Source organism: Gracilibacillus sp. HCP3S3_G5_2 (assembly GCF_052063305.1).
Taxonomy (GTDB): Bacteria; Bacillota; Bacilli; order Bacillales; family Amphibacillaceae; genus Gracilibacillus.
Window position 1 is genome coordinate 25,591 of record NZ_JBQHXU010000005.1, and the last position, 24,313, is coordinate 49,903.

General features: G+C 37.8%; 23 protein-coding genes. 2 read left to right on the plus strand and 21 right to left on the minus strand.

What is annotated here, in order from left to right:
• Positions 1-6: 6 nt before the first annotated feature.
• The 7 genes from ACTNEP_RS08885 to ACTNEP_RS08915 all read right to left on the minus strand — a co-directional run bounded on the left by ACTNEP_RS08885 (position 7) and on the right by ACTNEP_RS08915 (position 8,391).
• Positions 7-441 carry an Rrf2 family transcriptional regulator gene (locus ACTNEP_RS08885; protein ID WP_441161522.1) on the minus strand — a complete coding sequence of 145 codons (435 nt, stop codon included), beginning with the start codon at positions 439-441 and terminating at the stop codon, positions 7-9.
• A gap of 703 nt (positions 442-1,144) precedes the next feature.
• Positions 1,145-2,143, minus strand: a complete 999-nt coding sequence (gene pdxA, locus ACTNEP_RS08890; RefSeq protein WP_441161524.1) for a 4-hydroxythreonine-4-phosphate dehydrogenase PdxA — start codon at positions 2,141-2,143, stop codon at positions 1,145-1,147.
• Positions 2,136-3,431: a four-carbon acid sugar kinase family protein gene (locus tag ACTNEP_RS08895; RefSeq protein WP_441161526.1), complete on the minus strand. Its 1,296-nt coding sequence runs from the start codon at positions 3,429-3,431 to the stop codon at positions 2,136-2,138. Before ACTNEP_RS08895 ends, pdxA begins: the two co-directional genes overlap by 8 nt.
• Positions 3,432-3,460: 29 nt before the next feature.
• Positions 3,461-4,447: a 2-keto-3-deoxygluconate permease gene (locus tag ACTNEP_RS08900; protein ID WP_441161527.1), complete on the minus strand. Its 987-nt coding sequence runs from the start codon at positions 4,445-4,447 to the stop codon at positions 3,461-3,463.
• A 204-nt stretch (positions 4,448-4,651) separates the two neighbouring features.
• On the minus strand, positions 4,652-6,382 hold the full coding sequence (locus ACTNEP_RS08905; protein ID WP_441161528.1) for a PrpR N-terminal domain-containing protein: 1,731 nt from the start codon (positions 6,380-6,382) through the stop codon (positions 4,652-4,654).
• A gap of 141 nt (positions 6,383-6,523) precedes the next feature.
• Positions 6,524-7,756: an MFS transporter gene (locus tag ACTNEP_RS08910; protein WP_441161529.1), complete on the minus strand. Its 1,233-nt coding sequence runs from the start codon at positions 7,754-7,756 to the stop codon at positions 6,524-6,526.
• A 65-nt stretch (positions 7,757-7,821) separates the two neighbouring features.
• Entirely contained in the window at positions 7,822-8,391 is a 570-nt protein-coding gene (locus ACTNEP_RS08915; protein ID WP_441161531.1) for a metalloregulator ArsR/SmtB family transcription factor, read from the minus strand.
• A 257-nt stretch (positions 8,392-8,648) separates the two neighbouring features.
• Here ACTNEP_RS08915 and ACTNEP_RS08920 point away from each other — a divergent pair, with 257 nt between their 5' ends.
• Both ACTNEP_RS08920 and ACTNEP_RS08925 read left to right on the plus strand, forming a co-directional pair.
• Complete coding sequence (locus ACTNEP_RS08920; RefSeq protein ID WP_441161532.1) at positions 8,649-9,218, plus strand: DUF4256 domain-containing protein; 570 nt, start codon at positions 8,649-8,651, stop codon at positions 9,216-9,218.
• A 171-nt stretch (positions 9,219-9,389) separates the two neighbouring features.
• Positions 9,390-9,809: a VOC family protein gene (locus ACTNEP_RS08925; RefSeq protein WP_441161533.1), complete on the plus strand. Its 420-nt coding sequence runs from the start codon at positions 9,390-9,392 to the stop codon at positions 9,807-9,809.
• A 586-nt stretch (positions 9,810-10,395) separates the two neighbouring features.
• Here the strand turns inward: ACTNEP_RS08925 and ACTNEP_RS08930 are convergent.
• The 14 genes from ACTNEP_RS08930 to ACTNEP_RS08995 all read right to left on the minus strand — a co-directional run bounded on the left by ACTNEP_RS08930 (position 10,396) and on the right by ACTNEP_RS08995 (position 24,276).
• The gene (locus ACTNEP_RS08930) at positions 10,396-10,827 is read right to left on the minus strand and encodes an RpiB/LacA/LacB family sugar-phosphate isomerase (protein ID WP_441161818.1); all 432 of its coding nucleotides are present in this window, start codon (positions 10,825-10,827) and stop codon (positions 10,396-10,398) included.
• A gap of 45 nt (positions 10,828-10,872) precedes the next feature.
• The gene (locus tag ACTNEP_RS08935; RefSeq protein WP_441161534.1) at positions 10,873-11,883 is read right to left on the minus strand and encodes a LacI family DNA-binding transcriptional regulator; all 1,011 of its coding nucleotides are present in this window, start codon (positions 11,881-11,883) and stop codon (positions 10,873-10,875) included.
• 99 nt (positions 11,884-11,982) lie between these two features.
• Entirely contained in the window at positions 11,983-12,867 is an 885-nt protein-coding gene (locus ACTNEP_RS08940; RefSeq protein ID WP_441161536.1) for a carbohydrate ABC transporter permease, read from the minus strand.
• Positions 12,868-12,879: 12 nt separating this feature from the next.
• Positions 12,880-13,770: a carbohydrate ABC transporter permease gene (locus ACTNEP_RS08945; RefSeq protein WP_441161538.1), complete on the minus strand. Its 891-nt coding sequence runs from the start codon at positions 13,768-13,770 to the stop codon at positions 12,880-12,882.
• A gap of 220 nt (positions 13,771-13,990) precedes the next feature.
• Complete coding sequence (locus ACTNEP_RS08950; protein ID WP_441161539.1) at positions 13,991-15,319, minus strand: ABC transporter substrate-binding protein; 1,329 nt, start codon at positions 15,317-15,319, stop codon at positions 13,991-13,993.
• 136 nt (positions 15,320-15,455) lie between these two features.
• Complete coding sequence (locus tag ACTNEP_RS08955) at positions 15,456-16,319, minus strand: NAD(P)-dependent oxidoreductase (protein ID WP_441161540.1); 864 nt, start codon at positions 16,317-16,319, stop codon at positions 15,456-15,458.
• A gap of 44 nt (positions 16,320-16,363) precedes the next feature.
• Complete coding sequence (locus ACTNEP_RS08960; RefSeq protein ID WP_441161541.1) at positions 16,364-17,059, minus strand: RraA family protein; 696 nt, start codon at positions 17,057-17,059, stop codon at positions 16,364-16,366.
• A gap of 111 nt (positions 17,060-17,170) precedes the next feature.
• Positions 17,171-18,133, minus strand: coding sequence for a 2-hydroxyacid dehydrogenase (locus ACTNEP_RS08965; RefSeq protein ID WP_441161542.1), 963 nt, complete (start codon positions 18,131-18,133; stop codon positions 17,171-17,173).
• Between the two features lie 39 nt (positions 18,134-18,172).
• On the minus strand, positions 18,173-19,663 hold the full coding sequence (locus ACTNEP_RS08970) for an aldehyde dehydrogenase family protein (RefSeq protein WP_441161543.1): 1,491 nt from the start codon (positions 19,661-19,663) through the stop codon (positions 18,173-18,175).
• 19 nt (positions 19,664-19,682) lie between these two features.
• Positions 19,683-20,846: an iron-containing alcohol dehydrogenase gene (locus ACTNEP_RS08975; RefSeq protein WP_441161544.1), complete on the minus strand. Its 1,164-nt coding sequence runs from the start codon at positions 20,844-20,846 to the stop codon at positions 19,683-19,685.
• Between the two features lie 26 nt (positions 20,847-20,872).
• Complete coding sequence (locus ACTNEP_RS08980) at positions 20,873-21,940, minus strand: Ldh family oxidoreductase (RefSeq protein ID WP_441161545.1); 1,068 nt, start codon at positions 21,938-21,940, stop codon at positions 20,873-20,875.
• Positions 21,937-22,614, minus strand: a complete 678-nt coding sequence (locus tag ACTNEP_RS08985) for an RraA family protein (RefSeq protein WP_441161546.1) — start codon at positions 22,612-22,614, stop codon at positions 21,937-21,939. The genes ACTNEP_RS08980 and ACTNEP_RS08985 overlap by 4 nt, the downstream gene beginning before the upstream one ends.
• Positions 22,615-22,666: 52 nt before the next feature.
• Entirely contained in the window at positions 22,667-23,362 is a 696-nt protein-coding gene (locus tag ACTNEP_RS08990) for an RraA family protein (RefSeq protein ID WP_441161541.1), read from the minus strand.
• A 212-nt stretch (positions 23,363-23,574) separates the two neighbouring features.
• A complete protein-coding gene (locus ACTNEP_RS08995) occupies positions 23,575-24,276 on the minus strand; it encodes a YesL family protein (protein WP_441161547.1) in 702 nt (233 codons plus the stop codon).
• Positions 24,277-24,313: the final 37 nt, after the last annotated feature.

Here is a 24,313-nt window from a genome sequence, read left to right on the forward strand (position 1 = left end):
ATGTAATCAGTCAGAAATTATTTCATGATTTTTGACCGCTTCAATTTGCTTTGCGATATCAATAATATAGGTTTTGGCTAATTCATTTTTCATCTTTCTTTCTGCTTCAATCATGACATTTTCTATTAGGCATTCTCCATTGGAATTATCCTGATGTTCCAGTGAACAGCTAAATAAAGTTGTTTCCCCTTCAATAGCATGTATCACATCTAAAAAGGAAATTTCTCGAGAACGTCTTATAATACTATATCCTCCATTAACACCAGGAGTAGATTCAATTAATCCTGCTTTGACAAGCTTCGTCAAAATCTTCGAAAGATATGTCGGCGAAAGGTTTTGGATTTTTGCTATTTGATCTACCCCTACTGTTTTTCCTTTTGGTACTAACGTTAAATAGGCGATTGTGTGTAATGCATAGTTTGTAGCTCTGGAATATTTCATTATTTTTCACCTCATAAAGTATGACTTCTCTCAGCCGTTTTTTTATCACTGTGATGGATATATTAGAGATCTCTAATGTCTATAATTGATTGTAGACTAGAATCATATATATCACAAGTTATTTACTCAAATGCGAATAATTATTACTTTCTATCTTCCTAACTGATCAAAAAAAATTGAGGGTTTCTGATAATTTCCGAGGAAATAATTTAAAAATGGCAAACCTACCTGAACATTGATGACATACTTATTCTGAATTATTCTTTTTGCTGTTTCTAAAGTAGTATTAGGTTCTGTTTCGTGACATTTCTTGCTAATTTTTGGCTACTCTCCACTAATTGGTGTACCTCTATGCTATTATCATATAGTTAAATTTAATAGTTCCTTATACCAAAAAGCTGAGGCTGGGACATAACTAAATAGGTAGAACGAGAGTCCGGACACTCTGAACGAAGCGTAGGCAACATACGCAGACTCCTGTGGGTCAGCTAACTTCGGTCACGTCCTGTGGCCAACGTCGACACTAAATCGTCCTGATCTTCGAAACTCACAAGAGAGCTGAAGATCCACTGTGTGAAGTGTTAGTTAGCTAAGGACGTGCCTACGGAAAGCGAAGTATTTTGCCAAAGCGATATGTGTACTTAGACTTTAATGTTCGGATTTCTCCTATCTAATTACTCTATATTCCAGCCTCAGTTGCACTTTATTTCTCTGGTGATAACTCTATTGCTTGGCGTAACGCTTCGATCATGCTCCCGTCATCGACAATTCCTTTGCCTGCTATGTCGAATGCCGTACCATGATCAACGCTTGTACGAATAATAGGTAAACCAACAGTGATATTCACACCTGCTTCAAGTCCTAAAACTTTAATTGGACCGTGCCCCTGATCATGATACATCGCCACTACGATATCAAAGTCACCCCGTTGCGCTCGGAAGAATAGCGTATCTGCTGGAAGAGCTCCTTCCACATCAATGCCTTCCTGCTTCGCACGTTGGATTGCTGGATCAATTTTCTCTTCTTCTTCCCCATTACCAAATAGGCCGTTTTCTCCTGCGTGCGGATTAATGCCACATACCCCAATCTTCGGCTGTTTAATTCCTGATTTTGAAAGGGTATCATGGGCCAAACGAATGACTTTATATACACGTTCAGGTTCAATACGATTGATTGCATCAATAAGTCCGATATGGGTAGTGACATGAATCACTTTTAACTTAGGAGAAGATAACATCATTGAAAAATCTTTTGTATCAGTTAGTTCGGCTAAAATCTCCGTGTGACCAGGGTATAGATGGCCACCTTTGTGTAGTGCTTCTTTATTTAGTGGCGCTGTACAAATAGCATCAATTCTCTCATTATTCGCTAGTTCAATAGCTGTTTTCAAATATTGAAATGCTGCATTTCCTGCTTCAGCTGAAACTTCTCCAAACGGAAGATCAGCTGGAAGCATATCTAAATCTACACATGTAATTTCACCAAAAGTAGTTTCTGTAAAAGCTGCTTGTTGGTCAATCGTTTTCACTGTTACCTCAGCATGTAATAGTTCTGCAGCACGTTTTAGCATTTTTGCATCACCAATCACGATTGGGTGTGCTTGTTCATAAACCTCTTCATGTTGGAGACTTTTCACAATAACTTCAGGTCCTACACCTGCTGCGTCTCCCATTGTAATTCCGATAATTGGTTTTTTACTCATTACTTAAAACTCCCTTCAATACTTGCATCGCTTGATAAATAGACTGTTGGTTACCAAATGCGCCTGCTTTTGTTACGACTTTAAATTCTTTCTCAGTACCTAGTAGTGTTCCGAGTGGGATTCCTGCTTCCAATTGCTTAATCAAACGAAAACCAATTCCACCTAACTGACGAGCGACATCTTTCGCGGTATCGCCACCTGTTAAAACAAGAGCAGATAGATGTTTACTTTTTGCGGTCACTTCAACAACAATCTCACCAATCGCTTGTGATATTTGTTCCCCGATTTGATAACCAGACAAGTTCCATTCTATTCCGATTTGTTTAACGTGGTCACGCACTTGATCGTTTGAAGGAACATAGACAACAATGTCATTTCCTGATTGAATCCCTTTCACACAGTCTGTGATATATCCTTCTCTTAACGTTTCCCATTTATCCGTAAACATTTGAACGGGATCCAATTCGATAGCAGTAACATCAGCCTGTTCCGCTGCAAACCTCACTTGACGTTGTGTTACTTGCGACAAACTTCCACAGACCGTCATTACATGTTCAGATATAGTATGCGAACGTGCTTCCACCTGTTGGCCAATCCCTAACACCTCTGGAAGAGCCTCAGCTAAACCTGCTGAACCTGCCCAAATAATGTTCTCAGCAATACTTACTATCTTTTGCGCCATCTCAAGTAATTCTGCTTGTGATTCCGCGTCACAAACAACATACTGAATATTTTCCTGGTTAAATGATTGTAATTTTTCAAATAAGGCTGAGCCTTTTATATCTTCTTTTGTTAATAAACCTACTGTTTCACCAATCTCGTTTTCTATCAATCTTGGTATAAACGATTCTTTAACTGGATGTTTTGGATCTTTGGCAGCTTCTGTGTCTGATAGTTTTACACCGTTGACAAAATGAATCCCGTCCTTTGTCGTTCTCCCATATGCAGGAAAGGCAGGAGCAATAATAACAAACTCTGGAGCAAACACTTCTGATAGCACTTTTAGCTCGGTGCCAATATGTCCCCTTAAGGTCGAATCCATTTTTTTGTACACATAGCGATAACCAGCTTCTTTCAGAAATAAAGCGGCTTGTTTGGTTATCGACTCTGCTTCCTGATTCGATAAAGCTCGGGAATTAGTATCAATGACTAATCCATCATCTAAATCATGTGTGTCACTAGGAATATCAAACAAAACAGAAGTATTAATCCCTTTTTCCGTTAATTGTACGCCACTATCATTTGCACCTGTCAAATCATCTGCAATAATTCCAATTAATCTATTCATGTTGATCCCTCATTCTTTCCATTTTAAACTTATTCTTTAATGGCATAATCTTCTGGTAGACGTACTCCTTTTTTCTCTAAGCGTTTTACTAAAAAGGCTATATATAAAGGTAAAAGAACGGCTGATGTTACGGTTGATGCTGCTACCTGCACAGTTGCAATATCCACATTCGTTGCAAAACTAGCACTTGCAGCTGCTATTGCTGCAGGTGTTGCCACCGCATTACCAGCTGTAGAGCCTTCTGCTGCACCAGTAATTGGGTTCCATTTTAATGCTTTAAAGACAAAGTAGCCAACAGTTCCTGTAACAAATACAGTTAACAAACCAAGAATAACTCCTGATAATCCACCATCGATAATGCTTGCAAAGTCAATTCCCATACCTAATGAGAATGCAAAGAATGGAATTAACATGGAACTTCCTTTATCTAAAAACGCTCTCATCTCTTCATCTAAATTACCAAGCACCATACCAACAATGATTGGTAGTAAAACCGAAATAAAGGAGATGAATGAGAACATTCCATCAACAAATCCCATTGCACCAAATATAGCTAACGCTACCATGGTAAAAAATGGTCCATCATTTAAAGCAAGTAATGAATAGGCTGCTCTATCTGTCTTATCTCCATATTGACCTACCATTGCTACGTAAAGTCCTCCGTTACTATTGGTCATCGCTGCAATAATTGCAATTGGGGCCAGACCTAACCATAACCCGTTGTCCCCAGCGAACATGTAAGCGATTAATCCTACTGCAGCACCTACTACCCATTTAGTTGCTAATAATGTTGCACCTTTTCCAAGACTTACTCCTACGCTTCTAAAATTAATTTGAGCACCTGTACATAGTAAGAATAGCGCGATTAATGTACTCGATCCATCCACAAATAATGCTTGTGTAAAGTTACCAATTCTTAATAAATCAGGTACAAATGTGTTTAATATTGCAGCAAGCAATAATGGAACAACCATCATACCTCCTGGTATTTTCTCTAAAGTTGCTTTTATTCGCATTGTATTTCCCCCTCTAGTTAAATATTCAAGCTCTATTTTGCAACACAATACCTAATGTAAACCGTTTACAATTTTGATTATATAAAACATCAATAAAAAACGCAACACTTTTTCTACAAAAACCGACTTATTTTTATCCGTATTAATAAAATGTTTTATTTTGCGACACAAAAAAAAGACTTGGTATTGTTACCAAGTCCTTTACTATGATTTTAATTTTCTCCATAACGTCGATCGATTGATCCCTAGGCGATTAGCTGCCTTAGATTGATTATGATTTTCTTCTACTAAGACGGCCTTTATTATTTTTTGTTCAATCTCCTTTAATGTTCCTTGCAGGGATAGTTCGTTCTTCTCTTCTTTTGCATATTGTGTCAACAATTGTTTGACTTGAGGCTGTTCAATATAATTTCCGTCTGATAGCATCGTTAATTCACGAACAACCTGTTTTAATTGACTGAGATTACCTTTCCAAGTAAATTGTTGCATTTGTTCCACAGCATCTTCTTTCATTCCCAATGTCTCCAGCCCTTCACGGGTATGGAACTCTGTAGTGAAGTAATCGATATATGCTTGAATATCTTCTTTTCTTTCCCTTAACGGTGGAATATGTAACGGATATTTCCCAACCTTTTGATAAAGCACATCTGAAAAGTTGTTCTCTGTAACTAAATGATCCAAAGTCTGATTAGTCAATGCAATTACTTTTAAATGGGTTAAAGAAGAAACGACTAACTCAATAGCTATCGATAACTCTCCAGTCAATTTGTCGATATCTTTTATTACCAGTGTCCCTTTATCTAATCGATTTATTTTACTAGTGATCGTTGTTATTTCCTTATCCTTTAGCTTTCCACTGTCGATTAACATAAGAGGGGCATCTTGTCCAAATCGCTGAAAATGTATTTCTTTAGCAAGGGTAAGCTTTCCTACACCAGGTTCACCTACTATACACATTGGCTCATCTGTATATACATAATGGCCAAGTTTTTCTCTTAAACGATAAGCAAAGGGACTTTCCCCAAGAATTGGTGCATGACCTAGATTATCATAGATGGTAATCGATTGTATTTCTTTATCCAATACAGAGGAGTGAAAAATCAAGCCGACAATTCCTTCACGTTGATTAACAACAAATGCTTGCACATCATAGTGAAAATCCTCTTCTCTTAATTCTGTCCAATGTGTACCTTCTCCTACTAGTACACGCTGCATTAATTGGGTAATAATGGGAGATTTAACGATTTGTCGAAATTCGATATCCTCTTCAAATTTAACATTTTTTTCGATAATATTTTGTTGTTGATCCAATAACACAATTGGAAATGGAGTATTCGTGAAAGCATGTTGAAGGTAACTGAAATGACGGTTTACTTTATGAAAAAAATGATAAACACGCTTGCCTTCCTCGATGGCATCCAACAGTGCTTCCCTTCCAGATGCTATTAATACACCACGCAATCCAATTTCCTCGGCAACGTTAACCGTGATAACATCACCAATCACAACAGAATAGTTGTCTTGCTTCAATTGTTGTAAATGGCCTCTAACTTCTTTTCTATCTTTAATCGTAATCATTTTTACATCAAAATCTAAAATGTTGCAAATAGTATTAGCTCCTTCTGAGATATTAGAATAACCAACTAATGCAACGCCACCTTCTAGCCCGCGCAAGAGAGTGAACACTCGAAGCATATCATAACCAGTAATATCGATATGAACGACAGGTATGGAGATTTCATCCTGAATCATTGTCGCTGTTCCACCTCGACTAATCACTAATTGATATCCTTGTCTTTCAGCTTGTTTTGCTTTTCTAACACCTTCTTCTAAATTTCCTATGACAACATCTAATTGAACATCATCTGGAAGAGCTACTTTTTTCGCTATTTCAGCTAAACCTGAGTACGGTGCAATCAACAGTGCTTTAATCATTTCTAACCCCTCACTTGTTGCAAATTTCAACACTATAATTATGCCACAGATTTTCAAAAATGTCATCTTTGGACTTAAGCCTAACTTGAGAGTACAAGTAAGGCAAAGAAAATTGGCGAGAAACAACCTCCACTAATTTATTTATCTGTTTTCTTCTAATTGCTTCATTTTACGTAAAGATCCCCTAAAATCGACAGTGTTAAATCCTAATAAAAAGATTAGTGCAAACAAAATATAAATAACCCCGACAAGAAACGAGCCTTGCAAGGGAGAAAGCCATTCCATTAAAAATCCAGATCCTATCATAGCGATACCCATCGAGCTGTTCTGGAACATGGATAAAGTTCCAAAAAGAAAACCTCTTTTGGAAGCAGGGAGTATTCTCATCAGCATCGAATCAAAGCAAATATTACTTATACCCCCGACAAAAGTAATGAAAATGGCGATCAGCAATGCTTGCCAAAAAAAGAAGGATTGGCTAAGTAATAGATGACCTACTCCCTCCAGTAAAATCATCCAAACTCCAATCGCAATGTACTTGCCTCGAATCCATTGTACGATCCAGGAACTTAGTACAAACCCTAGCCCTAAAGCAGCATAAATAAGGCCAACTCCTATATCACCTTTGTCAAAAATATCTAATGCAATTAAATTAAATATCACGTTATCAACACCATTGGCCAGTGGCATAAGAAGCATGACTATCAAGAACATACGTACAAGTGCAATGGTAACTATCCAAAACCCACTTTCTTTAAAAGAAGGTTTTAGCGCATTATTGTAAGAGCTAGAACTAATGTTGCTTTTGGTTAAGCACCACATTATTATGGCTGCCCATAAAAGTAATAGTGCATGAAAACAAAACAGTACCTTCACATCAGTAACAAAAGCAATAACACCTCCTAAAAGGGAGCCAAAAACCAATGTTATACCAACGATATTTTGCTCCAACCCATTTACAGCAGATATATTTTTCTTTTGCACAATATCAGGAATAATCGCAAAACGTACAGGTCTATAAACAGCCTCGCCACTAGCGATAACGAAAGTACTGAGATACAATAATGATAATTGTTCTGTAGATGCTGCCCATAATGGAAGCAAGGCAAATGGCGTTCTGAAGGCATCTACCCAAAATAAGAGCTTTGCCTTATGAAAACGGTCAGCTAAATAACCACTTAGCGGAGCGAATACGATGGTGGGTAAGACAAGGAAAGCCATTAATATCCCTAGAGCAATTCCTGACTCCGTTAAGAGGTAAAGCAGTGCAAACGAGCCGACTTGAGCGAATCGCCCTCCCATTCGGTTCAACACCGAGCTCCAGAAAATAATCTGATATGTAGGCTCTCTATTTAATAATGAATATCCAAACATAACTTGTCCCCCACAAACAAAGATTAGATGCTTATCTAATTAGTTTCGCGAAAATAAGGACCTGATTACACAGGCCACATTTCTTTTGGATTAAGCTCATAAACACCATCTTGCCGATACATAAATTGAGTCATCACAAATTCACGTCTGATCGTAGCAAAATCATCATGAAATTGTTGAATATGTTCATTGATATCTTTCTCTGAGTACAAAGTCCCGTGCTTTAATCCACGAACCATATACTCTAAAAGAATGTTTTTCTTTTTCCTTTGTGCTGGTATCGTCTTTAATCTGCCAGTATTGTCGATAAAATTTCGAATAACCTTTGTCTTTTCTTCTTCACTAACCTGTAGACTCTCATTTGGGTCTTCACCTATTCGGGTGATTGCTTCAGCCATTCGTGTAAGCTTCTGTTCATTCAAATAAAAATAAATCGTATTCTTATCACGCCGTTGATATACAACATCAATTTCTTTAAGCTTTGCTAAATGATGAGATATTGTAGGAGGCTTCAACCCTAATTTTCCTGCGATTGCTTGACCGTGAAGCGGCCCTGATTTTAATAAGTAAATAATACGGATACGAGTTTTATCTCCAATGGTTTTATGAAAATGGACAATTCTACCTAACTGCATACATATCCCTCCGATCTAATTAGATTATAATCTAATTAGATATATATTAAAAGAGTTTTGTTAAAATATTCTTTTAAAGGTGTGAAATAAAGTGATTCAGTGTATACAGTTACTCGATAGATTCTAATTTTAAACCCCTTTTCTTTTATAAATCTTTCCTTCCATGTATATTCTAATGATATACTCGAAAAAAAGACTTACATATATTAAATGAGCTATCAAAGAGAACAGTCGAATAACAAAGGAGGAAGCTAGCCATGACAAAAAACGACAAAAAGGAATTATCACTGGAACAACGTGATGAATTACTCGAAGTGTTAAAAACACGTTTTGAGAAAAACATGGATCGCCATGAAAGTCTCGAATGGGCGAAAATCCAAGCAAAGCTAGAAGCTAATACCGAAAAACTGTGGTCACTTAATGAAATGGAAAGAACAGGCGGTGAGCCAGATGTTATCGGTTATGACAAAAAGAAGGACGAGTACATTTTTTATGATTGTTCAGCGGAAAGTCCTAAGGGGCGCAGAAGTGTTTGTTACGACCGTGAAGCACTGGAGTCAAGAAAAAAGCATAAACCAGAAAATAGTGCTGTTGATATGGCAGCTGCCATGGGTATTGAACTTTTAACAGAGGAACAATATCGAGCATTACAGCAACTGGGGACTTTCGATTTAAAAACATCAACATGGGTGCAAACCCCTTCTAAAATAAGAGAACTTGGCGGGGCTCTTTTTTGTGACTGTCGCTATGATCATGTCTTCGTATATCATAACGGCGCTTCCTCTTACTATGCTTCCAGAGGGTTTCGTGGATCACTAAGGGTTTAGTTATGATCCGTGAGCGTCTTACAGACGTTTAGCACCTTGATAAACAATATCACTAAGTAAATGTGTCCGTTTTTTTCGCTCCCAAAAGCTACATGCATAATACGATCTATTTATCCCACTGAACAAGAATTGCAAGTTGCTTTGGTTGGAAAATCAATAGGAGGAATGATGATGAAACCACGAATTACTGTAATTACATTAGGTGTAGATGATTTGGAAAGATCCTTAACATTCTATCGAGACGGATTGGGGCTGCCGACAGAAGGGATAGTTGGTAAAGAATTCGAGCATGGTGCTGTGGCCTTTTTCGACTTATTATCAGGTATAAAGCTGGCTATTTTTCAGCGAAAAGATATTGCACATGACGCTCAAATTAATCAGACCGCCCCTAGTCCTACTGAATTTACTATTGGCCACAATGTCGAAAGTAAAGAAGAAGTTGACAAAGTAATGGAACAGGCAAGGAATGCCAATGCAGTTATAACTGTCCAACCACATGAAACTTTTTGGGGTGGTTACTCTGGTTACTTTCAAGATCCAGATGGCCATTTGTGGGAAGTAGTATGGAATCCACATTTGGAGATAGAGTGAGACTATATCAGTGGGAGTTCTGGTCCCCGCTGATCATTAGCAAAACTGATCAGAGGGTTAGCGTTGTAAACGAATGACTCATGTGTGATTGTGAAGGTGTGGATAAAGAGTACAACACTTTTTTAAACATACAGATTCTTTTTGAACAAATCTTTGAGGAACCGTAGGGATTTGTTGTTTATCTCTGGTTATTAAACAAATCCTCTCGCTTCCTTCTTCGATTTGTTGTTTATCTTCTTCTAATCAACAAATCTTTTCTGTCTCAGTTAGATTTGTTGATTATCCTATTTAATTAACATCTTCTTGCTACCAATTACTTTCTCCTCTAGCGCTTGCTGTCAGATAAGTTTTTAATTGATTCTTGGGTAAAAAAATTTATAGAAAGACGTCATCAGGCCTGGTTATGTTGAAAGCACAGAATGCCCCACCATCATTAGGCGATGACAATGAAGCAATTTAATAAGATTACTGATAGGCAGGCAGCCATTCTTAATTTAGTGTGAAATCGTCACCGAGAATTTATATTGGTGCATGAAAATCTATAGTCTAGAGAGAGTTGTTGATTTCTGATCCTTAAATACTAAAATCAATTCTCCAACTCATCCAATTTTGCTACTCTTCTTCTAAAATCTTCATCAGTACTAAAATTCGCTTTTAAAAAGGAACGAATTAAGTCTTCTACTAACCATTCCGAGACGATCTTCCCGCCAAGACACATCAGGTTCACATTGTCATGTTCAACAGATTGATGTGCAGAATAAGTATCATGACATACAGCTGCCCTAATTCCATTTATTTTATTACCAGCTATAGCAGCTCCAACCCCTGTACCACAAAAAGCTATACCTCGGTCACATTCTCTCGTAATTATTTTTCTACCCATGCTTCTAACTATATCCGGAAAATCTACTTTTTCTTCTGTGTAACACCCTATATCTACTATTTCACAGCCCAAACTTTCTAAAAAAGGAATCATCCGTTTTTTCAGTTGAAAACCACAATGATCACTTCCAATCACAATATTCAAGCTAACATCACCTGCCTAAAAGGGAATCTCATTCTATTATTCTATTTCCTTTGATGACTCTCTAACTACAAGCTCAGGTTGAAAAATAATATTTTTAATAGTAGATAATTCTTTTGATTTTATCTCTTTAATGAGAAGCTTTGCTGATTCTTTTCCTATATCATATGAAGGTTGCTTAATAGTAGTTAACGGAGGGTAAATATGCTTTGCCCAGATCGTCTCATCATAGCCTACAATCCCGATTTCACTGGGTACTTTTTTATCCAGTTTTTTCAATGCCTCTATTAATTCAAGCGTTAACATGTTGTTAGTAGAAAAGACTCCATCTATCTTTGGATGATTTAATAAAAATTGCTTAATCTGCTTGTTTGCTCTTCTTAGGTTTTCAATCTCTAATATATAAAAAGAATCATCCGTTAAACCATAAGAAACAATAGCCTCTTGATAACCTCTAATTCTTTCTTGCCAAGTACTAATATTTTCATTCTTATAGGTAATCGCCAATATATGCTCCCGACCGCTTTCTAGCAGGTGATTAACTGCCAAATAGCCACCTTTCACATTATCAACCACTACATTGTTTGCATGGAGGCCAGGGATTTTACGATTAATGACAACCAGCGGGTATTTATCTGTAACTAATTTATTATACAGGGATTGATTTCTAACTGTTGGGTTAATAACTATTCCATCAACTTGTCTCATCTGAAACTCTCTAATATATTGTTCTTCAAGCTTTGGGTCACCATCTGAATTGCATATCATTAAGTTATATCCTTCATCTTTACAAGTATCTTCAACACCCTCTAATACCTTAAACCAAAATTCGTTACGAAAATTAGATAATACGATACCAATTACGTTTGTTTTCATAGATTTTAAACCTTTTGCTAGTGCATTGGGGCGATACTCTAATTCCTCTACAACTTTTAATACTTTTTTAATTGTTTCAGGAGTGTTGTGATCATAGTTACCATTTAAAATCCTTGAAACAGTCGTTTTCGATACTCTGGCTTTTTCAGCAACGTCAGCTATTGTCACTTTCATAGCTATCACCATTTTCCAATTTTATAAATTCTATTCTATTTTTACCATAATAATGCACACATAGGTTTATCATATCATATTAAATATATTCCTTCTAAATTATCCCTTTAGCCCACCAGTGGTAATTCCTTCGATTAAATACTTCTGGAAAAATATAAACACACCAAACAAAGGAATTAATGATAATGTAGACATTGCAAACATCGGTCCCCATGCACTCTCACCGGCGGAGTCCAAGAACATTCTAAGCCCAAGTGCCACTGTATATAACTTAATATCGCTAATGTATAATAATTGACCAAAGAAGTCATTCCATGTCCAAATAAATGTAAAGATCATGGTGGTTACTAAAGCTGGAATAGATAATGGCAAGATTAGGTACCAATATGTCTTTATCCTTCCGCAACCATCTATCTCTGCTGCTTGCACTAGCTCATTTGGAATTCCACGCATAAATTGCACCATTAGAAAAACAAAGAAACCTTCTACCGCAAAGAACTTTGGTAGTATCAGCGGATAATACGTATTTACCCAGTCTAAATAGTTAAACATTATATACTGAGGGATGATGGTGACATGAAAAGGTAGCATGAGGGTTATAAGCATTAACGCAAATAAAATAGGTTTAAATGTAAATTCTAATTTCGCAAAGGCATATGCTGCCATTGAACATGCCACTACATTGCCAATGATCGCTAAAATCACAATCAATAGAGTATTGCTAAAAAATAGGCCGAAAGTATATCCAGATATTCCTGCCCAGCCTTGGGTGTAATTATCAAATGTCCATTCTGATGGGAGAAAAGATACCGAGTTAAAAATTTCAGTAGGATACTTAAATGAACTGCTTACCATCCAAAGCAAAGGATAGATCATCACGATCCCCAACATAATGACAAAGCAATGAATAGCTAATTTACTTATCTTCCTTTTTTGCTTGGATTTACTATTAGCTTTTAGTGTATCTCTCGCACTAATTTCCATTTTTCATCACCTCTAGCCCTCATAATATACCCACTTTTTAGATGTAGCAAAGACGATAGCAGTTGCAATTGCAATAGCTATTAATAATACCCAAGCCATAGCTGATGCATACCCCATTGCAAACTGTGTAAATCCTTTTTGGTAAAGATATAACGTATAAAACAAGGTTGAATTTAGTGGTCCACCTGTTCCACCACTGACAATATAGGCCGGTGTAAAGGCCTGAAATGCTCCAATAATTCCCATTACTAAATTAAAAAAGACAACGGGTGTAATCAAAGGTAAGGTTATCTTAAAGAATTGCTTCAATGCACCTGCACCGTCAATTTTCGCAGATTCATAAAGTTCTATTGGCACTTGTTTCAATCCTGCTAGAAAAATCACCATTGAGGCACCAAATTGCCAAATCATTAAAATTATCAAGGTGTAAAGAGCAGTGCTTGGTGTTGATATCCAGTTTATTCCCTCAAACCCGAACTTATCTAAAATATTATTAACTAAGCCGTTTCCTCCAAAAATCTGTCTCCAAAGAATCGCAATAGCTACACTGCCACCAAATAGTGATGGGACATAGTAAACAGCTCGATACACCCTCAATCCACTAATTCCTTTATTTAACAGAACCGCTATAAATAAGGCAAATGCCAACTGTAAAGGGACTCCTAAAAACACATAGGTTATGGTAACTTTTACACTTTCTAGCCACTTTGGATCTGAGAAAAGCGACACGTAATTATTAAACCCAATCCAAGTCGGCGCATTGAACATATCATAACTAGTAAATGAAAAGTAAAGAGATGCTCCCATTGGTATAGCAGTTAATGTTAATATTCCAATTAACCAAGGAGTTAAAAACAGATAACCTATCCCATTGTCTTTCCAAAACAATTTGAATTTTCCCATAGTGGATACTCCTTATTGTAAAAATTCTAATAGCAAATAAGAAAAGTATGTGCCCGCTAAACGTAAGCTCACGTTTTTGACGCAGCGTAGACAACCCTTTATAGAATTCCTTTCCATGTTATTACATGTGATATAGAAGAAGCAGATTCAATAAAGGTTTTTTTCTCGTCCATTCGCTTTTTGACTTAATTGAACCTGCTTTTTCCCACGTAAAAGGAATTTATTCTCCCAGTATGCTTTTTGCCTCAGTCATAAAGTCTGTTACAGCCTGCTCTACCGACTTTTGTCCAAATGCTATGGCTTCTGCATTATCAGCGAATAGAGTTTCTACTTCATTGATACCTTCCGGAGCATACGAAGCTGGTTCTGATAACTCCACCGTATTTTGAATATGTTCTACTGCCCTTTGCTCAGGAGGCGTAAGTTCTTCTATTACTAGGTTTGAAGCTTTCGTACCTGCCGGAGGTCCTTGTTCTGTTTTAAATATTTTGACAGCTTCTTCATTATTTATAAAAAAATCAACAAATTTTGCTGCTGCATCTTTATGAGGAGAAGCTTCCGTAATACTTAAATAAGCACCTTCGATATATTCCCCATTAGGTCCACCTTCAATTTGTGGATGACGTACAATGTTAATTTCACCTTCACCCATTTGTTCTTCATACAAGTACATTTGGTTAGCCGGCAATCCAAGTAATGCTACTTTTTTCGTTGCAAACATGTTTGCTTCTAACGGTAAACCTTCATATTCATTACTTGTAGCCGCATCAGGAATGACACCATCCTGTCTCATTTGATCCCACATTGTCCACCAATCTGTCAATACTTTCTCATCAAACCCTAATTTTCCATCTCCGGTGAAAACATCTTGACCACTTTGACGTGCAAAGTATCTAAACCTTGGTTGTAGCTGTCCACCACTCCCATCCTCAACAGCCCAACCATCTTCACCCATTGCGTCTTTAATTTCATATGCTTTCTCGACAAATTCTTCCCAAGTCCAATCATAGTCAGGATAATCAACACCTAATTCATCAAATACGGCTGTATTATAAACATATCCCGGCATCGTAATACCTTTGGCTACCATGACAATTTCTTCACCAACTTTACCACTATCTAGAGCTGCATCAGGAAAATCAGATAAATCTACCTCTCCGTTCTCCACCATATCATTCAAAACATGTAATGCACCTCTACGGGCATAGTCTGATACATAAAATTGATGCATACTTACAACATCTGGAGCATTTCCACCTGACACCTGTGTGGTTAGTCGATCCCAATAATCATTCCACCCTCCAAATTGTCTATCCACTTTTATATTTGGATACGCTTCTTCAAATAAATCAATAATTTCATTGTATTTTTCATGTCGTCCCGTATCTCCCCACCAAGAAAAACTTATCTCTATTTGCTCATCAGACGCATTTTCTGAGCCATCAGATTTACCCTCATCGGTTTCTCCCGCATCTTGATTACTTGAACAACCAATTAGCAACAAAAAGGCAAGCGCTATCATTGAAAACAACAATAAACTTCTTTTCATTGTTTTGACCTCCCCTTTTTCATTAATAGCTAGTAACAAAGGTAACTTTTAATAAAAGAATGGTAGACTTTCAACCACCTCCTTCTTTAGTACATACAAAGAATCTTTTTTAATCCACGATACAGAATCGTTTCACTTAGAACTTTATCTGAACAATACTTTTACTAATTGCCGAAAAATCTAATTCACCATTTTCTTGTTGGACTGATTTATATAATTGTAATGACAAAGATGCTAATGGTAACACCGATATTCTCCCCTCGTCTACCGCTATCTGTACGTCTTTCTTCATTAGATTCAACTTAAAACCGGGCTCAAATTGTTCGTTCATGATAGAATCAAGCTTATTCATAAACATCCACGATGCTCCTGAACTATTCCCGATTACTTCCTTCAGCATGTTTATATCAACTTCCAGTTCCTTTGCTAGACTAATAGCTTCAGAAGTGGCAATCATATGAATGCCCGCCAACATTTGATTGATCGCTTTGATCGCATTCCCCGCTCCAACTTCACCAACTAAATATACATGCTCCGCTAGGACATCTATAACTTCTTCTACCTCAATCAATGTTGACTGATCACCACCTGCCATTACGGTTAATGCACCTTGTTCTGCCCCAATTGTTCCGCCACTGACAGGCGCGTCTAACACACGTACTCCGTGTTCTTGATAGACGGCGTTAAGCTTTTTGATAGCTTCAGGTGATCCAGAGGTCATTTCTATTAAAATAGCATTCTTTTGGAATGCAGCTACCACATTTTCAGCAAGTAATACATCATTCAATTCTCTATCTGTTGGCAAAATCGAAATAACTACTTCGCTGTTCCGAATTACTTCCTCCACACTAGAATGAACGTTTGCACCTTGATTCTCTAGTAATGCTACGGGTTTTGGAGTTCTGTGTTGTGTTACATGTAGCGTAAACCCTTGTTTCAATAGGTTCTGCGCCATTGGTAATCCCATAGCTCCTAGACCAATAAATCCTATGTTTTGCATGATTATTACCTCCGCATTCAAAAGCAATTTACGATAAAAAACCATTACTTAACAGTATCGTCTAACTCCCAACCTAATTTTTCATATAATCTTTTCCGTCCTGCTTTATCACCTGTTAACTCTTGGTGTGCATATTTCGCTACTTCTTTGGCGTACTTACTCGGTACAACCACTACCCCATCGCCATCTGCAACAACTACATCATTTGGATAAATTGCAACGCCTCCGATCGCAACCGGAATATCTTTCTCATAGTAGCGAATTCGCGTTTGGTCCATCCCTTGCGAGACAAACTTCGACCAGACCGGAATTTTCTGCATGATTACTTCATCTGTATCACGAATACCTCCACCATTGGTTAGGTAGCCTACCACTCCTTTATGGAGATGATCCAACGTATTATTCGAGCCCAAGATACCAACATCTGTACCCGCTACATCCATGACAATAAAGTCGCCTTTTTCAATATCATTGGCCCATTCATCGTTACAAACTTCGCTGTAATACCACTTCACCCACTTCGTATATTCATCCCCTGTAACATTTGGAACTGGTCCTTCAAAAGGTAAATATCGTGCTGTTCTTGCAATACCTACCACTTTTGTCCGGAACAATGGGCGAATACTATGGTCAACTGTTCCATAGCCATGCAGTCCAACCCAATCCATCCCGTCACGTACATCTGTCACGCGTAAATCTTTATACAACTCCAAAATTTCCTCTCGGTTTACTTCACTCATCTTTTATTCGCTCCTTTTTATTTAAGAATGTTTTATTAAACATGTAGCAATACCTCGAAAAAACAACCTTTATTCTCTTGGAAATCGATACACTACTTACCATCAAAAATCTCAGACCACTCGATACAAAGGTGGCTTATTCTGTAATACGTTCAACAAATTTTCTGCGGCGACTTTCTCCATTTTTAGACGCGTTTCTACACTGGCACTCCCGATATGCGGTAAAGTGATCACATTAGGTAACGAAACAAACCGGTTTGATTTGTCTATTGGCTCTTCTTCAAAAACATCCAGACCTGCTGCACAAATTTCCCCGTTGGTTAATGCATGATAGAGAGCGTCCTCGTTTACAATGCCACCTCTCGACGTGTTGACTAAAATACAGCTATCTTTCATTAACAGAAATTCTCTTTCTGAAATTAGATTTTTTGTCTCTTCACTATAAGGAACCATCACACAGATAAAATCTGAAGTTTTCAGTAATTCCTGAAATTCTACGTATTGCACACCTAATTCACGTTCATGTTCCAGAGACCGTTTACGATTATGGTAAAGAATGTTCATATTAAATCCATTTGCTCGTCGGGCTACTGCAGATCCAATCCTACCCATTCCGATAATCCCTAAGGTAGCTCCATATACATCTCTTCCTGTTAATTGCATTGGTGACCATGTTATCCATCTGTTGCTTTTAATATAATCGACAGCTTCAACAATCCGACGGGCGGTGGCCATTAACAAAGCAAAGGTTAAATCAGCGGTTGTTTCTGTTAATATGTCAGGTGTGTTCGTGACAATAATATTGTGTTTCTTAGCTTCTTCAATCCCAATATTGTTATAGCCAACAGCCATATTACTGATTACCTTTAGATGAGGTGCTGATTTTATTACTTCTTTATCAATGGTTTCAGTCAGCAAACAATAAAGGCCATCTACCTTACCAATCTCTTCAATTAATAACTTTCTTGGAACAGGGACATCTTCCTTATCCCACATCGACACTTCACAGTACCTTTTCAACGTTTCTAACACACTATCTTCGATCTTTCTTGTTATATAAATTCTCGGTTTCATGCAGGGCTCTCCTTTTCTTAACAAGCATGATGACAGGTTTTAATACTCTACATATACCGTTTTTAATTCTGTGAAAAATTCAATATTCGAACTCCCTATAGAGAATGCACCAAACCCTGAACTTTTAGTACCTCCGAATGGTAAATGTGCGGCACTTGCTGTTCCATGATTGATATGAACCATGCCTGATTCGATTTTGTCAGCAAATTGATGAGCCACGGAAAGATCACGACTGAATACGGAAGCAGCCAAGCCGTAATCTACATCATTTGCAGCAGATAATGCTTCTTCGGTACTGTCTACCTCTGTAATGGTAATAACAGGACCAAAAATTTCTTCCTTCGCTATTCTCATAGAAGGTGTTACATGATCTAATAATGTTGGCTTCATATAAGCACCATGGCTATATTGATCCCCCTCTAATTTCTCTCCGCCATAAATAAGGTTCGCACCTTCTTTAACACCGATTTCTATATAATTTTGTACACTATCTAAATGTCCTTTATTTACTAATGGCCCCATATTTGCTTTGTCGTCCCAGGCAGGACCGATTTGTATCTTTTCTAATTGATTGATTAATGCTCTGACTAGCTCATCTTTTTTGTCTTTTAGTACAATCACTCTACTGATGGAGGTACATCGTTGTCCGCTGCACGTACAGGCAGCCTGGATAATTTGACTAGCTACCTCATCTACATTGGCATAGTCCAATACAACAGCAGGGTTTTTACCGCCTAATTCTAGTTGTGTTTTCGCCAATCGTTTACAAGCTAATTGATTAATTCGTTGTCCTAATCCAGTAGAACCAGTAAAGCTAATCCCTTTCACATCTGGATGTGCAACTAGTGAATCACCTACAGTTGCTCCACTGCCAACAACTAGATTTACCACGCCATCTGGTACACCAGCTTCTGTCAGTAATTCCATGATTCTGGCAGATGTCCACGGTGTAGCTGTTGCCGGCTTGTAAACAACTGTACATCCATAAGCTAAGGCAGGTGCAATTTTGCGAATTGGTGTAACCATCGGGAAATTCCAAGGAGCAATACCAGCGATGACACCAATAGGTTTCCTCACAGTAGAATTCCAGACACTTGGTCTTTCGGCAGGAAGTGTTTTTCCTTCCATTCGAAATGCTTCCCCTGCACAAAAACGTGTTTCCTTGGCAGCACGTAATACTTCTCCGATCGATTCATTTAATACTTTCCCTTGCTCGGCAGATACAATGAAAGCGAGCTCCTGTAGGTTTTCTTCTAACAGGTCTGCAACTTTATACAAAATAGCTCCTCTGTCAGGTCCTGGTAGCACTGACCATGTTTCAAATGCATCTTTTGCTTCTGAGACAGCTTGATTAACGTCTTCCTTAGTGGATATAGGAAAATGGGCTAATGCTTGCTTCTCATTGGCGGCATTGTAAATGGTATAGTTTTTGCCACCGTTACTGTTTATCCACCGACCATTAATATAATTTCCATATGAAGGAGGCTGGTGATTTTCAAGAAACTGCAGCATTTCTTCTCCATTGATCATGACACGTTTCACTCCTTACTTAATTCATGACGGCTCTACATATATTTTTAAAATCTTCTATCGTTGGTTTAACAGGGTTAATAGGTGTGTTGCCAGATAACATCGCTTCCTTAGCTACTTCTTCGAGGTCTTCTTCCGTTACATGAAAATCAGACAAATGGTGTCTTATCCCAATGTCTTCATTGAGTCTCCTAACAGCATCAACTGCTTTTTGAGCAGCCTCCAAGTCAGATAGTCCATCTACTTTCTCGCCAAAGATTTTAGCAATTTCGATGAACTTTTGCGTATTACCAATCAAGTTAAATTGCATGACTTCCGGTAACAAAATCGCATTCACAACGCCATGTGGAATATTAAACTTTGCCCCAAGCGGAATGGCCAAAGAATGCGCTAAACCTAGTCTAGTTGTGTTAAATGCCATAGCCGCCATTGTACTTGCCAATAACATGTCTTTTCGAGCATTTAAATTCTCACCTTGCACAACAGCTAGCCTTAAACTTCTGGAAATAAGTTTCATAGCCTCTCTTGATAAAGCTTCCGATATAGGCTGTGTTTCTTTATTGACAAAAGACTCTAATGCATGTGTTAAAGCATCCATTCCTGTTGCAGCTGTAAGATGGGGTGGTAACGTAAGTGTTAATTTCGGATCTACCAATGCAATTGTAGGGCAATTAAACATACTGCCGACACTTAATTTTGCTTTTGCCTTCTTATCTGATAAAACGGAAAATCTCGTTATTTCACTACCAGTCCCCGCTGTAGTTGGAATTGCTATAACTGGTTTAGCTTGTGAAGGTACTTTGTCTAAACCAACGTAATCGCGAATGTCTCCCCCATTTCCAAGTAAAAGTCCAACAGCTTTGGCAATATCAAGTGAACTTCCACCCCCAACTCCTACCACCACATCACATTGATTTTCTCTTGCAAGACGGTAAGCTTTATCTACAGACTCTATTGTTGCTTCTGTTCCAATATCGCTAAAAATCTGATAGACGAAATTAGCCTTCTTTAACGAATTTTCAACTTTTTCGATAATCCCAGCATTTAACACCCCTGGATCGCCTACAATAAGCACATTATTTCCTTTTACCTCATCCACGAATTTTGCCAGATTATCCACTTTACCAGTACCAAACTCTATCTTGGTAGGCATTTCATATCGAAATTCTTCACTAACAAGCATTATTACACACCTTCACTTTCTTCTTCTTAGTTTGGCATTCGTGCATCTTTTAGCGATACGCCATATTTCAAGCCGATTTCTTTCAATTCTTTTTCCACTTTTAATGGCAAAATGATTCCATTCTTTTTCCTCTGTTCCGAAACTCTATTTTCAATCTCACCAGGAATGAAGATTTCATCCACATCTTCAGCCTTTGGCTCTGCTTTAATATCGTTAATATATAAGTCCATCCTATATTTAAATTCATCGATGTCGATAAATTTATTAACATCGATCGTTATAAAAAAGTGACCAACATTCTGTGGTTTCTCCCAATTTTCGTACATATTGTTGACATACTTGCCAAAGCCCGCACCTGTCAATACACCTGATAAAATATCGATAAACATGGAAATGCCATAACCCTTTGGTCCTCCTAAGGGTAATACTGAACCTTCCAGCGCTTCCTCTGCATTTGTTGTTGGCTTACCATTTTTGTCAATCGCCCAACCGTTTGGTATGCTTTCGCCTTTTTGGGCAGCCACAATAATTTTGCCTCTTGCTACAACACTTGTTGCCATGTCTAAAAGGAATGGCTGATATTCACCGCATGGAATGCCAACAGCTAAGGGATTCGTCCCGATAAAAGGCCTCACACCTCCAGTTGGTGGCATGGTTTGAGATGCGTTCGACATAATAATCGTTACTAAATCTTCCTTTAAAGCTTCTAAAGCATAATAAGCACCTGTTCCAAAATGATTAGAGTTCTTTACTCCAACAACCCCAACACCATTTGCTTTAGCCTTTTCCATGGCTAGCTTCAACGCCTTATCTCCTACTACAGCTCCAAAGTGGTTGCCTCCATCTATTAAAGCAGTGGATTCATTTTCCTTTTCAATAAGGATCTCTGCTGAAGGGTTAATCATTTGCTGTTCCACTCTTTTTAAATAAATGGCTGTTCGCACGACCCCATGGGAATCTACACCACGCAAATCAGCTTGAACTAGCGATGCAGCTACAATTTCAGCTTGTTCCTTCCTCACTCCTACGTTGACAAAAATAGTGGAGCAAAATTCCTGCAGCTTTTTGTAGTTATATTTATTGAGGGAGGTCATCTCCATTCACACCCTTTATTTTTTAAAGCTGCATCGATCCAACTTCTGTCTATAGAATTATTTTCTATCGCTTGAAAGGTTTCTAATTCTTTTTTCTCTTGTGATTTCACTTGTTCCAGGATGTCTTCCGTTAGTGCTTGTGGAATGGAAACAACTCCATCTTCATCTCCTAACACCAAATCTCCTGGATTAATCACCATTCCATCTATCGATACAGGGACATTTATTTCTCCAGGCCCATCTTTGTATGGTCCTCTGTGTGTTACTCCTTTGGCATAAACAGGGAAATCACCACTTAGAAAGGCGGCAGCATCTCGAATTGCGCCATTTATCACAAAGCCTTTTATCTCTTTTTTCTTTGATAATTCCAACATAATTTCTCCAACAACCGCATTGGTTATATCACCACCAGCATCCACAACGAGCACATCACCAGGTTCTGCTATGTCGATTGCTTTGTGCACCATTAAATTATCTCCTGGCCTTGTTTTTACAGTTAATGCTGCCCCCAGGAGCTTTCCAGTCTTGTAAAACGGTTTCAATTCTGATCCACCAGAAAACATCCTATTCATGTTATCGCTGACATGTGGTGTCACCACATTCTCGAACTTTTTGATCATTGCAGGACTTACCTTTGCTTCTCTATTTAAAATTCGAAACCCTAAATTCTCCAAACATCCTTCACCTCTTTGTCTACTACAGTTTAGAAAGGAAACGAATTGCAGATTACTTAACAGTATCGTCTAACTCCCAGCCTAATTTTTCATATAATCTTTTCCGTCCTGCTTTATCACCTGTTAACTCTTGGTGTGCATATTTCGCTACTTCTTTGGCGTACTTACTCGGTACAACCACTACTCCATCGCCATCTGCTACCACCACATCATTTGGATAAATTGCAACGCCTCCGATCGCAACCGGAATATCTTTCTCATAGTAGCGAATTCGCGTTTGGTCCATCCCTTGCGAGACAAACTTCGACCAGACCGGAATTTTCTGCATGATTACTTCATCTGTATCACGGATACCTCCACCATTGGTTAGGTAGCCTACCACTCCTTTATGGAGATGATCCAACGTATTATTCGAGCCCAAAATACCCACATCTGTACCCGCTACATCCATGACAATAAAGTCGCCTTTTTCGATATCATTGGCCCATTCATCATTGCAAACCTCGCTGTAATACCACTTCACCCACTTCGTATATTCATCCCCTGTAACATTTGGAACTGGTCCTTCAAAAGGTAAATATCGTGCTGTTCTTGCAATACCTACCACTTTTGTCCGGAACAATGGGCGAATACTATGGTCAACTGTTCCATAGCCATGCAGTCCAACCCAATCCATCCCGTCACGTACATCTGTCACGCGTAAATCTTTGTACAATTCCAAAATTTCTTCGCGGTTTACTTCACTCATCTTTTATTCGCTCCTTTTAAAATTAATAAAACGATTTCCAAAAGCCCTTAAATTTATCATTTGGGAAGAAGTTATCTGTTGGGAAAAAGCTAAGTTATTCAGCTTTATTAATAAAAATAAGAACCTGCTACATTTTTTGATGTTGTAATTTTTGGAAATCGATTTCTAAAATGTGATAAAAAAACAACCCATTTTTTTAGGTTATATTTCATTTATATGGATCGATTTTTGATTAATTCCACTTTTCTATAAATTTTATAAAAACCACTGAAAGTGACAAACGCGATAGATGATCCTAGGAAAAGAATGAGCAAATATGGTGCATACATAAAGCTGATATAAACAATTGAGAGGTTAAAGACACCTATTGATACAGTAAGAAACGGATGACTGATGACCATTATGGTAGAATTTTTCAGCAATTTTTTTATAGGGAGATCGGAATGAGCAAGTGAGCACATAAAAAATAGTGTGATCATTAGAAATACGACGCCGAGTATAATTAAAACGAGTGCTAAAGATGGGCTAATATTTGTAGTAAAAAAATAGTAATCAGCTGCATAAATAAGCCAAAAACCCTCGATAATAAATCCAGCAATTATGCTGTTCTTATAATTTTCCTTCCAGTACTTTCTATAAGATTGAAATACAGGAATGGTTGTATCTTCCATTGTCCATCTCCTTACTACGGTAAACAGAGCAACTGTGGCAGGAAACGTAATAAAAGGTGCAATAAGAAGCAATATAACTATAATACTAGTAAGCTGATGTCTACTATCGGCAAAAGCTACATTAACACTAAACAAAATAACAGGTAAGTTGAAAAGCAGCCAAATAATATTGGCAGAAAACAATCTAGTAATCCACTCGGTAATGACTAGAATGGCCTTCGTCAGTCCACCCTCTACATTCATTTAGTATTCCTCCTATCTACTTTTCATTTACATTTGC